12 protein-coding genes and 2 pseudogenes are annotated in these 13,238 nt (G+C 64.7%); 7 read left to right on the plus strand and 7 right to left on the minus strand.

The genetic code is table 11. The features are described from left to right. Positions 1-124: 124 nt before the first annotated feature. Positions 125-1,023: pseudogene (locus tag IEW19_RS22485) on the minus strand (Tn3 family transposase); the annotation flags it as partial. Here IEW19_RS22485 and IEW19_RS22490 point away from each other — a divergent pair. Continuing rightward, complete coding sequence (locus IEW19_RS22490; RefSeq protein WP_444541734.1) at positions 1,013-1,360, plus strand: recombinase family protein; 348 nt, start codon at positions 1,013-1,015, stop codon at positions 1,358-1,360. The pseudogene IEW19_RS22485 and the gene IEW19_RS22490 sit on opposite strands and share 11 nt — an antisense overlap. On the opposite strand, the gene IEW19_RS22495 is transcribed toward IEW19_RS22490, so the two are convergent. Continuing rightward, positions 1,335-1,766, minus strand: a complete 432-nt coding sequence (locus IEW19_RS22495; RefSeq protein WP_188573776.1) for a chromate resistance protein ChrB domain-containing protein — start codon at positions 1,764-1,766, stop codon at positions 1,335-1,337. The genes IEW19_RS22490 and IEW19_RS22495 overlap by 26 nt on opposite strands. Beyond that, entirely contained in the window at positions 1,763-2,290 is a 528-nt protein-coding gene (locus IEW19_RS22500) for a Chromate resistance protein ChrB (protein WP_188573777.1), read from the minus strand. The genes IEW19_RS22495 and IEW19_RS22500 overlap by 4 nt, the downstream gene beginning before the upstream one ends. A 156-nt stretch (positions 2,291-2,446) precedes the next feature. Between IEW19_RS22500 and IEW19_RS22505 the strand changes: the two genes are divergently transcribed. Genes IEW19_RS22505 through chrA form a run of 3 tightly spaced genes read left to right on the plus strand, consistent with a single transcriptional unit; the run spans position 2,447 to position 5,054 of the window. Next, on the plus strand, positions 2,447-2,779 hold the full coding sequence (locus IEW19_RS22505) for a hypothetical protein (protein ID WP_188573778.1): 333 nt from the start codon (positions 2,447-2,449) through the stop codon (positions 2,777-2,779). Between the two features lie 17 nt (positions 2,780-2,796). Beyond that, complete coding sequence (locus tag IEW19_RS22510) at positions 2,797-3,825, plus strand: YncE family protein (RefSeq protein ID WP_229748702.1); 1,029 nt, start codon at positions 2,797-2,799, stop codon at positions 3,823-3,825. Then, positions 3,822-5,054 carry a chromate efflux transporter gene (chrA, locus tag IEW19_RS22515; protein WP_188573779.1) on the plus strand — a complete coding sequence of 411 codons (1,233 nt, stop codon included), beginning with the start codon at positions 3,822-3,824 and terminating at the stop codon, positions 5,052-5,054. Before IEW19_RS22510 ends, chrA begins: the two co-directional genes overlap by 4 nt. 242 nt (positions 5,055-5,296) lie before the next feature. Here chrA and glpK read toward each other — a convergent pair whose 3' ends face one another. The 3 genes from glpK to IEW19_RS22530 form a co-directional block, all read right to left on the minus strand. Then, positions 5,297-6,811 carry a glycerol kinase GlpK gene (gene glpK, locus IEW19_RS22520; protein ID WP_188573780.1) on the minus strand — a complete coding sequence of 505 codons (1,515 nt, stop codon included), beginning with the start codon at positions 6,809-6,811 and terminating at the stop codon, positions 5,297-5,299. A 40-nt stretch (positions 6,812-6,851) separates the two neighbouring features. Further along, entirely contained in the window at positions 6,852-7,601 is a 750-nt protein-coding gene (locus IEW19_RS22525; RefSeq protein ID WP_188573781.1) for an MIP/aquaporin family protein, read from the minus strand. Positions 7,602-7,693: 92 nt separating this feature from the next. Beyond that, on the minus strand, positions 7,694-9,478 hold the full coding sequence (locus IEW19_RS22530) for a glycerol-3-phosphate dehydrogenase/oxidase (RefSeq protein WP_188573782.1): 1,785 nt from the start codon (positions 9,476-9,478) through the stop codon (positions 7,694-7,696). A gap of 437 nt (positions 9,479-9,915) precedes the next feature. Here IEW19_RS22530 and IEW19_RS24050 point away from each other — a divergent pair, with 437 nt between their 5' ends. Continuing rightward, positions 9,916-10,209: a hypothetical protein gene (locus tag IEW19_RS24050; RefSeq protein ID WP_188573783.1), complete on the plus strand. Its 294-nt coding sequence runs from the start codon at positions 9,916-9,918 to the stop codon at positions 10,207-10,209. A 219-nt stretch (positions 10,210-10,428) separates the two neighbouring features. Continuing rightward, positions 10,429-11,640, plus strand: coding sequence for a formaldehyde dehydrogenase, glutathione-independent (fdhA, locus tag IEW19_RS22540; RefSeq protein ID WP_188573784.1), 1,212 nt, complete (start codon positions 10,429-10,431; stop codon positions 11,638-11,640). Positions 11,641-11,938: 298 nt separating this feature from the next. On the opposite strand, the pseudogene IEW19_RS22545 reads toward fdhA, so the two are convergent. Next, positions 11,939-12,382, minus strand: a pseudogene (locus IEW19_RS22545) (transposase); the annotation flags it as partial. 339 nt (positions 12,383-12,721) lie between these two features. Here IEW19_RS22545 and IEW19_RS24055 point away from each other — a divergent pair. Beyond that, positions 12,722-13,183, plus strand: coding sequence for a DNA-directed RNA polymerase subunit alpha C-terminal domain-containing protein (locus tag IEW19_RS24055; RefSeq protein ID WP_268236334.1), 462 nt, complete (start codon positions 12,722-12,724; stop codon positions 13,181-13,183). Positions 13,184-13,238: the final 55 nt, after the last annotated feature.

Raw genomic sequence — 13,238 nt, forward strand, 5'->3', positions numbered from 1 at the left:
CGGCAAAGGCAGGGCACGATGGGCCACACGATGGAAGCCGGCACTGAACGCCTTCGCCATCAGCTTCGACGGAAGAATCAACTAAAACGCCAACGGCGGATCCACCGAAAAACGGACAGTCCCGGGTCCGTTCAAGACGGCCGAGTTCTCGCAGTGCGGTGGCCAGGCCGTTTTGACGGGGGTAGCTACCGAGTTTCCGGAGCATGAGAGAGGCTGTGACGGTGCCGGTATTGATCGATGCGGTCAGACGGAGAATGTCGTCCCAGTGGGTGGGTGCGGATCAGGCGGGTGTTCAACGGTCCTCCGATGAGGGGTTTCAACGTCGGGTAAGGGTCCGTGTGCCCGGGGATGTAGAGGCGTTTATCGGCCAGGCCCCGGATGCGTGGGGCGACCCGGTAGCCCAGGAGGTGAGTGAGGGCGAACACGTGGTCGGTAGACGTGGGTGGAGTCGCGGACGGTGGCGCTGATGACTTTGGTATGGAACGGGGCGTACTGGTCCGAGACGTGGGTGTGGAACTGTACGCCGGGTTCCTGACCGTATTTGAGGTTGATCTGTCCGGCGAACAGGCCGCGGCCGCCGGCTTTGAAGTTCTGGCCGTCCGAGGATGATGTGGCGCCTAGGCCCCACAGGGCGGCGAACGGTTGCCGGTTTTGGGCGTTGACGAGTTCGGCGAGGGCGGCGGCGTACGTGTCGTCACGGACGTGCCATGCCTGTATCCAGCCCAGCTCAGTGACGGTGGTCCCGGGAGATGCTTCGGTCATCTTTCGAAGGCCGAGGTTTATCGCGTCGGAGAGAACGGCCGTCAGCAGCAGTGTGGTGTCTTTGGGCGGCTGCCCGGATTTGAGGTGGGTGAAGTGACGGGAGAACCCGGTCCACCGGTCCACTTCCAGGAGCAAGTCGGTGATCTTCACGTGCGGGAGAACGCCGTAGGTGGCGCGGATCAGGGCGTCAGCCTCGTCCGGAATGGAGTTGGTCAGCGGGCTGATCCGTAAGTGCCCGGCGCCGGTCATCGTGGCGTCCGGGAAACTGGTCTTCGGGATCTTCGCCGCTCTGGCCGAGTTTGAACGCGAACTTATTTCCGAGCGCACCCTCGCCGGCCTGGCCTCGGCCCGTGCCCGCGGACGGAGCGGTGGGCGCCCGTTCAAGATGACGCCCGCCGAGGTCCGCCTCGCCATGGCATCCATGGGACACCCGGAGACCAGGATCGGCACCCTGTGCAAAGAGTTGGGCGTCAGCTGCCAGACCCTTTACCGGCACGTTTCACCCACCGGCGATGCGTCCGGACGGGGCGGAACTGCTCTTCAAATGTTGCCGGCGCCGCGGGGAACGCCGGTCATGCCGGTTCCCGGCCGAGGATGAGGGACCGCTTAAGGTATTCATACAGCCCGTCCAGGATGGGCCCGCACACGGCGAGTATTTGTTCGTCGGTCAGGGTCATGGACAGTCCGCGGATGATGATGTCCAGGCCGGGGGCCGCGGGGGCGTCGAAGCGTTCGTCGTCGATGTCGGCTTCGTGGATGATTTCGGCCAGTTTCCATAGAACGGGATCCACGATGTCGTAGCGGCGAAGCATGGTCTCAAAGGTGCAGTCGTGGCCGTGATGGGTCAGGTCCACGCCGGGCATGTCGAAGGGCACCGCGTCGGCGGGGACCCCGGCGGGGTCGGTGACGAAGATGAACTCGCAGGCCTTGTCGATATTCCTGCCAATCAGCCAGGCGCAGGCGGCACGGTCGACGTGGACCCCGGTGCGGGTCGCCCACTTCATCGCTGTCCTTCGGAGTAGCTCACGGCGTTGGCGGAAAGTTCCCCGCGGGCCAGGTCGGTGACGGCGGCGTGGGCGGTGCCGCGCTGGCGCGGGGGGAAATAGTCCCGTCTACCGATCCGGCGCAGCTCGGCCCGCAGCCGCTTCACGGTACGGGCGCGTTCCGGTTCCTCCAGTGCCGCGGCCGCGTTCGCCGCTACCAGCACGTCCTCGTATTCCCGGGCACGGTCGGCGGCCATCGCGGCCGCCAGATCACGTTCCTGGGCGCTGGAGGCGGGTTGGCTCAGCCACAGACCGGCGGTGCCGCCGGAATGTCGGACCTCCGCGGCGATCCAATCGAAATGCTCACGGGTCCGGGCGTCGGCCGGGAGGGCAACGAGCCCGTCCGCGAGCTGGGCCACGCCCAAGCGCCGGAGTTTCCGCCAAATCGTCACCCTGGGGCTGGACGGTTCACGGGGCAACCGGTAACACAGCAGCACCCAGCTCCCCGGCATTTCGGGACCAGCAACAACAGGATCAGCACTCATACTCTCCAGTGTAACCGCGGTTGCATAATTATCTGTTGGTCGTTATGTTCAAAGAAGCACCGTGTTGACGGCCGTGACACCTCCCGACGGTTGGCGGTCGGCGACAAGCCTTGTCGTCTTTGGCGGTCGAGGTCCCGGTTTTTTGAGGAGATGTTCATGATTTCGCCCGTGCTTATTGTCCTTTCGGCGGTCCTGTCCGGAGGGGTTGTCTTCGCCGCGGCGCGCCTGGTCAGGTGGCCGCCCCGGCCGGCGCTGCTGGCCGGGGCGGGGGCGGCCGTGCTGGTGGTCCTCTGGCGGCTCCTTGCCAACGCGCTGGGCCTGAATGATGATTTCCTGCCGGCCGTCAGTGCCGGGGATGCCGGGTGCCTGATCGCCGGCGGCCTCCCGCCCGCGATCGTGACCATGACGAACCCTGGGCTCCGGCACCGGGCAGTTCCCGCCGGCGCAGGCGCCCTGGCGGCGTTTGTGATCAACGTCGTGATCCTGTGAGCGGCGCGGCGGCTCCCATGGGCAACATCCGCGATAAGGCTCTGCTGTTGATTCCCACCGTCGCGGTCGCGGTGCTGGCCGGCCCGGTGTCGGCGTGTGCACCTCCTGCCCCGGACACGGCGGGCAGGCTCCCTCTCACCCTGGTCCGGGACGTTCCGCTGCCCGGCGGCAGAACGCGCCTGGATTATCAGGTGATCGATCCGGGGTCCAAACGCCTCTACATCACCCACCTCGGCGACGGCACCATCCACGTCCTGGACCTTGCAGGGCCCTCCGTGATGGCCACCATTGACCGGGTGTCGTCCGTGCACGGCATCGCCCTGGCACCTGAGAGTCACCGGGTGCTGGCCTCCGCGTCGGGCACCGACGAGGCCGTGATCATTGACACCGACACGCTGCGTATTACCGGCCGGGTGCCGACAGGGCACACCCCGGACGGCATCGCCTACGACCCCGTCAACGGAAAAGCGTACGTCTCCAACGAACACGACCACATTGAGACCGTCCTCGATGTGGCCACCGGCACCGGCGCCGGCTCGATTGACATCGGCGGGGAAGCCGGCAACACCATCTTCGATCCCGTGAGCGCGACCATCATGATTAACGTCCAGTCCACCAACGAGCTGATCACCATCAACCCTGCCACGAACCAGATCACCGGCCGGATCAGTGTGACCGGCTGCGAAAGCAACCACGGACTCTACGTCGACCGGCCTGACCGGCTGGCCTTCGTGGCCTGCGAGGGCAACGCCAAACTGCTCGTCGTGGACCTGGACTCACAACAGAGCACTGCGCGTTTCGACGTCGGGGACGGCCCGGACGTCCTCGCCTACGACACCGGCTTGCACCGGCTCTACGTGGCGTCCGAAAGCGGGGTCGTCTCGGTTCTGGAGGTGCAGGGCAAAGCCGTGCACGAACTCGGCAAGTCACGCCTCGCCGACGGGGCCCACACCGTCGCGGTCGATCAGGTCACCCACCGGGTGTACTTCCCGCTGGAAAACGTCAACGGCAAACCCGTGCTGCGCGTGATGGCACCCACCAAATGACCGACCCAATTTCCGGGGACGGGGCCGCCCGGGACGGATCCGGCACGGGACCTGCGAACGCCGTCAGCCTGGGCCGTCTCGTGCTGTATTTCCTGCGGCTGGGAACCATCGGGTTCGGCGGGCCCATCGCCACCGTGGGGTACATGCAGCGGGACCTGGTCGAGCAACGGGGATGGATCAACCGCAAAGACTTCCTCGACGGTGTGGCCCTGGGCCAGACCATGCCCGGGCCCCTCGCCGCGCAAGTGGCCATGTGGATCGGCTACCTGAACCGCGGAGCCTGGGGCGCCCTGGCCGTCGCAGCCGCCTTCATCGGCCCGGCCTTCATCATCATCGTCGTAGTCGGCGCCCTATATACCCAGTTCTCCGGCCTGTCCCTGGTCCAGTCCCTCTTTTACGGCATTGCCCCGGCAGTCATGGCGATTATCACCATCGCCGGATACAAACTCCTCAAACTCACCGACAGGCGGGACTGGCGGCTCTGGGCCATCAGCGCCGCCGTCTTCGCCGTCACGGCAATCACCGGATCCGAACCCGTGCCCCTGATTCTGGCCGCAGGGATCATGATGCTCATCCTCGACGCCCGCCCCTCCCTGCACCGGCCTTGGCGGCGCAAACCCCGGCACCCCCCGAAAAACGGCGGCGCCATGCACCTGCAGTCCTGGTCCCCGGCACTTCTCCTGCCAGCTTTGCTCGGACCTATCGCGGCGGGCGAAACCCTACTGGCCCTGGGCCTGTTCTTCCTGCAGACCGGCGCCCTGGTCTTCGGCTCCGGCCTGGCCATCGTGCCGCTGCTGCGCGACGGCGTCGTCGCCCAGCACCACTGGCTCACCCAGGGGCAGTTCCTAGACGCCGTCGCCATGGGACTGATCACCCCAGGCCCGGTCGTCATCACCGCCGGCTTCATCGGCTACCTCGTCGCCGGACTCCCCGGCGCGATCACCGCCACCGTGGCGATCTTCACCCCGATCTACCTCGCCGTCATCATCCCCGGACGCTGGTTCATCCGCCACCGCGACAACAAACAGGTCAAAGCCTTCGTCGCCGGCGCCACCGCCGCAGCCGCCGGGGCCCTCTCCGGCGCCGTGGTCGTCCTGACCCGTCAAGCCGTCACCGACTGGATCACCGCCGCCATCGCCGTGGTATCCCTCGGGCTGCTCTGGCGCTTCAAAATCAACGAACCATACATCGTCATCGCCGCCGGCGCTCTCGGCATCCTCCTGCACTGACCTCAGGTGCCACCAGCACCTCGTGACCGGGAAACGTTCCGGTCTCATTGATAGATCGCTTACACGACGGTCCACCCATACGGGGCGGCGCCCGTGACCTTGCAGGGCCCGGCCACTGTGCACCCTTTCACCGCGCACGCCGATCCTGTGCTGCAGGAGAACTTGCGGCGTGGCAGGGTTTGGCGGACACTGGCAAGGCGGCCCTGCCAGTATCGGCAGGGCGGCCTTGCGACGGGTGGAGGCTAGCGAACATCTTCGTCGACCCAGTCCATGGACTTGGTCACGGCCTTCTTCCAGAGGCGCAGCTGGCGCTCCTGCTCTGCCTTGTCCATCTGCGGTTCCCAGCGCTTGTCCTCGGACCAGTTCGCGGACAGTTCGCCAAGGTCCTTCCAGAATCCAACGGCCAGGCCAGCCGCATACGCGGCTCCAAGCGCGGTGGTTTCAATGACCTTGGGCCGGATCACCGGAACGCCCAGGATGTCCGCCTGGAACTGCATGAGCGCGTCGTTGGCAACCATGCCGCCGTCGACCTTCAGCTCGCTCAACGGGACGCCGGAGTCCGCGTTGACGGCGTCAAGCACCTCGCGGGTCTGGAATGCCGTGGCCTCCAGGGCTGCCCGGGCGATGTGGTTCTTGTTAACGAACCGGGTCAGTCCCACAATCGCGCCACGGGCGTCGGAACGCCAATACGGAGCGAACAGGCCGGAAAACGCGGGGACGATGTAGACGCCGCCGTTGTCCTTCACGGCCGCTGCCAGGGTCTCCACCTCCGGTGCGCTGCTGATCATGCCCAGGTTGTCACGCAGCCACTGGACCAGCGAGCCGGTCACGGCGATGGATCCTTCCAGGGCGTAGTGCGGCTTGGCCTCGCCCAGCTTATAGCCCACAGTAGTGAGCAGCCCGTTCTTCGAATGGACGATTTCCTCACCGGTGTTGAAGATCAGGAAGCAGCCGGTGCCGTACGTGTTCTTGGCTTCGCCGGTATCGAACGCGGCCTGGCCGAACGTGGCGGCCTGCTGGTCACCCAGGATGCCCGCCACCGGCGTCTCGCGGAGCAGCTGCGATCCGTGGACCTCCCCGTACACCTCGGAGGAGGACTTGATTTCCGGCATCATGCTGCGCGGCACGCCGAAGATGCCCAGGATCTCGTCATCCCACTGCAGCGTTTCCAGATCCATGAACAGCGTCCGGGAGGCATTGGTGACATCGGTGACGTGGACGCCGCCGTCCACGCCCCCCGTCAGGTTCCACAGGACCCAGGCGTCGGTGTTGCCGAACACCAGGTCGCCGGCCTCTGCCTTTTCCCGGGCGCCGTCAACGTTGTCCAGGATCCATTTGATCTTGGTCCCGGAGAAGTAGGTGGCCAGCGGCAGGCCCACCTTTTGCTTGAAACGGTCCGCGCCGCCGTCCTTGGACAGTTCATCGACGATGTCCTGGGTGCGGGTGTCCTGCCACACGATGGCGTTGTAGACCGGCTTGCCGGTGGTCCTGTCCCACACCACGGCGGTTTCGCGCTGGTTGGTGATGCCGACGGCGGCAATATCGTGCCGTGTCAGGTTCGCCTTGGACAGCGCGGAACCGATGACCTCACGGGTGTTGTTCCAGATCTCCGCGGCGTCGTGCTCCACCCAGCCGGCCTGCGGGAAGATCTGCTCGTGTTCCATCTGGCCGGAGGAGACAATGGCGCCGCTGTGGTCGAAGATGATGGCGCGGGTGCTGGTGGTGCCCTGGTCGATGGCGATTACGTACTGGTTCATGATGACGTCCTTGTCCGGTTTGTTGATCGGTGGTGTGGGTTCAGGATGCTGCGGTGACGATGATGGGGACGATGCGGGCCACGAGGCCACCGAGTGCGCCGCCGATCAACGGTCCGACCACGGGCACCCAGGAGTAGGCCCAGTCGCTGGAACCCTTGCCCTTGATGGGAAGCACTGCGTGGGCGATGCGGGGTCCAAGGTCGCGGGCGGGGTTGATGGCATAGCCGGTGGGGCCACCCAGGGAAACACCGATGCCGACTACGAGCAGTGCGACGGCTAGCGGGCCGAGCCCCGAGGGGGTACCGCCAAACGTAAGGATGACGAAGACCAGGACAAAAGTACCGATGATCTCGGTCACCAGGTTCCATGGGGTGGAACGGATGGCAGGGCCGGTGGAAAAGGTCCCAAGCTTGCCCGCGGGTTCCGGTTCGTCATCAAAGTGCTGCTTGTACGCCAGCCAGCAGACCACGGCGCCGAGGAAGGCACCCAGGAGCTCGCCGCCGAAGTAGGTCAGAGTTGAGGCAAAGTCAACGGAGACGCCCGGGGCGTATTCCGCTTTGCCGTTAAGCAACAGGCCCAGGGTGACGGCGGGATTCAGGTGCGCGCCCGACTTGGCGGCAACGAAAACACCCGCGAAGACGGCGATTCCCCACCCCCATGTGACCATAAGGAACCCGCCACTGTTGCCTTTTGTCCCACGCAAAGCCACGTTGGCAACGACGCCGCAACCCAACAGGGTCAGCATGCCCGTGCCAAAGACTTCAGAGAGGAAGACTATTCCTAGAGACATCTTTGACTCCTTCTGTTTTTAGTTGTCGGCCCTCCGCGGGCGAAGGACCGTTTGGGCCGGGACACTGTAGCTCCCCGGCCCGCTGCCCGGCCTCAGGAGACCAGGCTGTGCGTTTCCACCCGGTGGAAACACTGCAGCACGTCCTGGGCGTGCTTGATCTCTGCGGTGCGCGTTGCCGCGTCCCACTTGAGCGGTCCGGACAGCACCTCGCCGACCTCATTGAGCAGCTCGCCGGTGACAAGTCCCCTGAACGCGAGGGAGGTACGCCGGATCAGGACATCCACCAGGTGGCCCACCTGTTCGTGTGCCGCCATGAATTCCAGTTCCCGGACGCTGAGCTCACGGGTGGAACGCAGCGCCTGGTCAGGGGCGGCGTCGAGGTACCCGATCACTTCTTCGGCCCGGGTTCCGTAGCGGGTCAGCAAGCCGGCCGTGCGGTCCGCATCCCGTCGGGCCGACATGTGCGCCTTGATCCACTGCTGGACGCCGTTCTCGTCAGCGGGGAAACCGGCGCCCCCGCCGATGGGCAGCTGCGCGGTGGAAACCTTGCGCTGCATGCCGAGTTCGGCGAGCACGTCGTTGGCGAGGTGCTCTGCGAGGGCACGGAACGTTGTCCACTTGCCGCCCACCAGGCTCAGGACGACGGCGGAGGTCGCGTCGTGTCCGGAGGTGCGGCGCTCGATGCGGTAGTCCCGGGAGACGAAACCGGGCTGGGTGGCGTCATGGCGTGGCAGCGGGCGGACACCGGAGAACGTGTACACGATGTCCTCTGGTGTGACGTCGACCGAGGGAAAAACGTGGCCGATCAGGTCAAAGAAGTACTGGATCTCCCCGTCGGTGCAGACGGCGTCCTCCGACATGTCCGCGTCAACGTCCGTGGTGCCCACCAGCACCCGGTCCCGCATGGGGTAGATGAGGACAATCCGGCCGTCCGTGTGCTCGAAGAAGATTTCCCGGCCGCGGCAGGCGGCGAGGAGGCCGGGGTGGTCCAGCACAATGTGGGAGCCCTTGGTGCCGCCCATGAAGGACGACGCCGCGCCCATTGCTTCGTTGGTGAGGTCCACCCACGCCCCCGAGGTGTTCACGATGATGTCCGCAGTGAAGTCGAATTCCTCACCGGTAAGTTCATCGCGAAGGCGGACCGTGCTGCCCCGGCCGGTCCCCGGGTTGGGAGCCGGAGACATGGACTGCAGGGACAGGTAATTGCTGGCGCGGGCCGTATCACCCTGTGCGCTGGTGCCCGTTGCGTTGCCGGCGCGTCCGGCCTTTTCTCCGTCCTGCAGGACGTCCAGGGTCAGCCGCTCCGGATTATGGACGGAGGCATCAAAGTACGTGGCGGTGTATTTCACGTCCGGACGAAGGGCGGGCAGCTCTTCAAGGGCGGCCTTGTGCGTGCGGAACTGATGCCTCGGCACCGTTCCGCCGTCCCTGGAAAAAGAATCGTAGAGACTAAGCCCCACCTTGATGAGGAACGCTCCACGCTCCTTGGGCTTGCCCTGCTGCTTGTGCGTCAGGAAGCGCAGCGGTGCCGAGAGGATGCCGGAGAAGGTGCTGAAGATGGGAATGGTTGTCTGCAGGGGCTTGACGTAGTGCGGCGCGATTTTCAGCAGCCGGTTCCGTTCGACGACCGATTCGCGGACCAGGCGGAACTCGCCGTTCTCGAGGTACCGGATACCGCCATGGATCATGTGCGAGGACGCACCGCTGGCGCCCTGGCAGTAATCTCCGCGTTCCACGAGCGCGACATCAACGCCCTGGAGTGCCAGATCACGGAAGGTGCCCACCCCGTTGATGCCACCGCCAACAACCAGCACCTTCGCGTGCGGACGTTGCCGCAAACTGTGGACGGACGCGCGCCCGGCCCCCGGCCGGGGCACTAAAACAGAGGAGGGTTGAACAGTTGAATCCTTGGGTCCCAAAACGACTCCCTTGGGGCTTTGTGTGATGCGGACGCACTGGATAGCGCCGCCGTTCTGCTCTATTGTTCGGAGAAATGGAAAATGGAGTCAAGGACTATGCACGAACGTGCAGAACGGAAATGAGACGACCTCTCCCGGGACGCGCTTCCTGTACCGGGCGTAGCCGAACAGAAGAAAGTACCCTCCGCTTGTTTTCACAACCGCTCCCACGCTTTACCACCGGGGTTATGAACAACCGTCCGGCCCCCAACGGCGCACCGGACCAGTAGAGGAGAGCTTTATCCGGGTGAAACCGGGACCAAATGCAGGCGTCCACCGGTCCGTTGATGTTCGATGCCCCTTACGGGTGAGGGAAAGGCCGACAGCGTTTACCTTACCCGTACTGGTGCTCGCGGGTGAGGCCAAAAGGAAAGGGCCTTGTTAAGAGCGGCGGTGAAGACCGGCGGCCCGTGGACGACAACCAGAATTCGTTTGTCGTCGGACCCTGGCCCGGCCCCGAGCGGCCCCGCGCCGTGTGCGGCCAGAGCTCCGCGGAGCGGGTGAACGCTCGCCACGGGTACCGGCACATGGGTTTCGACACTGGCGCCGGCAGCCTCGGTGTGGCCATCCCGAGGCTCCCGGCCCAGGCTCCTATTTTCATGTCAGCTGCCCGGGTCGCCGGTACCGGGGTCGAGGTCAATGTTGCCTAATTCCTGAGCCTTCGAGGACGGACTGTTACCACTGCCACACCGAACGCAACAACACGGGCCATGGACCCAAGGGCGGCGGGCGTCCTAGACTGGCGGCACTCTCTCCATCGCCCAGGCATTGAGGTGCTGTGTTCGTCTGGCTGTGGAGGGCGCATCAAAGCTTCATGAATCACAGCCGGTCCTTCACTGGGGAGGGCCCGTGACGCCAGGAGGAAAGTGATGACAGGAAACAAAGCCGTTGCCTACAAGGAGCCCGGCAAGGTCGAGCTGATCGACATCGACTATCCAACGTTCGAACTGAAAGACGGCCCGGGCGTGAACCCCGCGAACGTGGGGCGAGCGGTTAACCATGGAGTGATCCTGAAGACCGTGGCCACCAACATCTGCGGCTCTGACCAACACATGGTCCGCGGGCGTACCACTGCCCCGGCCAATCTGGTGCTCGGGCACGAGATTACCGGCGAGGTAGTGGAGGTGGGCCGCGACGTCGAATTCATCAAGGTCGGTGACCTCTGCTCGGTGCCGTTCAACATCGCCTGCGGCCGCTGCAGGAACTGCAAGGAACGCAAGACCGGCATCTGCCTGAACGTGAACCCGGACCGCCCGGGCAGCGCCTACGGCTACGTGGACATGGGCGGCTGGGTGGGCGGCCAGGCCAACTACGTCCTGGTGCCGTACGCCGACTGGAACCTGCTGAAGTTCCCGGACAAGGACAAGGCCATGGAGAAAATCCTCGACCTGGCCATGCTGTCCGATATCTTCCCCACCGGCTTCCACGGCGCAGTCACCGCCGGCGTTGGGGTCGGTTCCACGGTGTATGTGGCCGGCGCGGGTCCGGTTGGTCTCGCAGCGGCGACGAGCGCGCATTTGTTGGGTGCCGCCGTCGTGATTGTGGGAGACATGAACGAGGACCGGCTGGCGAGGGCGCGCAGCTTTGGCTGTGAAACAGTGGATCTGACCAAGGGAGGCCCGGCGGAGCAGATCGAGCAGATCCTGGGTGTCCCCGAGGTGGACTGCGGCGTGGACGCCGTCGGCTTTGAGGCGCGCGGCCACGGCCACGACGCCCAGGAGGCGCCCGCGACGGTCCTGAACTCGCTCATGGACATCACCGCGGCCGGCGGGGCCCTGGGCATCCCCGGCCTGTACGTCACCGGCGATCCGGGCGGCATTGACGAGGCCGCCAAGAAGGGCGCCCTCAGCCTGAGCCTGGGCACCGGATGGGCGAAGTCGCTCAGCTTCACCACCGGCCAGTGCCCGGTGATGAAGTACAACCGTCAGCTGATGATGGCCATCCTGAATGACAAGGTGAACATCGCAAAGAACGTGAACGCCAAGGCGATCACCCTTGAAGAGGCGCCCAAGGGCTACGCCGAATTCGACGCCGGTGCTGCCACGAAGTACGTCCTCAACCCCAACGGTTACCTGAACTGATATGTAGGGGCTTCTTGTCAAGGGGGCAAGGGTGAGCGGTCCGCGGCTGGCTTGTCGTGGACCGCTCGTTTGTGTCCGTTCGGGGTCCGTTGAGGTTACCTAACGCGTCTTGATCGACGGGGGCGCTGTCAGACTGATATGCGGCGGATTGATTACCCAGAACGAGGTGTTCGGCTGCAGGGGTGCCGCTGGTCTAGCAATGTCGGGCGTCGCCGGCTATGGCCGGTTGTCCATAGGTCAATCGCGGGTCTCCTCCACGCTGCCGAGCCATCGGGTCGGGGCCGGGAACGGCACACGTCTATTCATCCGTGCATGGCTGTTCCTGTTTGACCGCGGAGGCGAGGGACCAGCACCAGCCGGCCAGTTCACGGACAACGGCGACGTTCGCGATGACCCTACGTTTGTGGCGCGCTTCGAACTGGTCCCACTTGTGATGCAAGCGGTGATTACCTTGGTGACCACGGACCCGGGAGTGCTCATCGGCTGCATCCCAGCGGGCACGCATTTCACGGCTGACGTTGCTGTAGGGCCGGCGGTTGTGCCAAGCGGCCTCGACCAACAGTCCGCGGGCGTGGGAGTTGCCTGTTTTGGTGATACCGCCCAAGGACCTCGAAGCTCCGGAGGAATGCTCCGAAGGCACCAGGCCCAGGTACGCGCCATTGGTGCTGCCAGTGAAACGGGTCCAGTCGCCGATCTCCACTGCCACGCCGAAAGCGGTGGGCACGGAGATTCCACGTAAACACATCCATCCAACCGTGACCTCCCAGGCAGTCGCGTCAATGACCAGAGCCGATGAACAAGAAAAAGGGCGTTCGGCGTGCCGGGCTGCACGTAGAGCCTTCACCTTCTTTTCCGACAAGCGTCACGTCTTCAGCATCCTTGTTCCCGAAGGACTGGACGAGTCCAAAAAGATAGATTCTGGTGCCAGCAGCGTCGCAGGCCGTATAGCAAAGCGCACCAATATCCCGGCCATGGCAGGGACCGTTCGACCGCCGGGAGAAGCAACATGACATCTGCCCCAAACGACGCAAACGACAGCCCGGAGCCCGGATCGGGATCTTCCGGCACGGAGGTGTCATCGATGGCTTGGCCGCCGAACCCGTCCGGCGGGATCCACCGGCCGGAGAGGGCCCGGAAACTCAGGCAACGCGAGCTCACCCGCGTTCGTTCCATCAACGAACTGGCGCTGCCCTCGAGGGCCACAAACGCCCTCCTGCGAGGCGGAGCCAATTCAGTTGGACAACTGATCAGCCGATCAAGGGAAGACCTGATGACTGAGATCATCGGGCTCGGAGAAGGAACCCTGAAAACGATCGAGACAGCCCTGTCCCAGGAGGACCTCACCCTCGCGCCTGCCAAGATTCCCTCTTCTGCGTTTACCCAGACCACACCCCGGCGAGCCTTGGCCCGCGCCAAAACCAATCGTCACATCAAGAATCACTACGCCTGGATCAGCTCCGCCGTCGACAGCCGGGACTGTCTGAATAACGGTGGATCCACAGTTGGCCTGACACGCCGGGCGTTGCCTGGCGGGGAGGACTGATCATGAGCGACACCATGGATCCCATGGCGACTGATGTGGATCAGCAAGAGTTAGC

Origin of the sequence: Arthrobacter liuii, assembly GCF_014639275.1 — a bacterium.
GTDB classification, from domain to species: domain Bacteria; phylum Actinomycetota; class Actinomycetes; order Actinomycetales; family Micrococcaceae; genus Arthrobacter; species Arthrobacter liuii.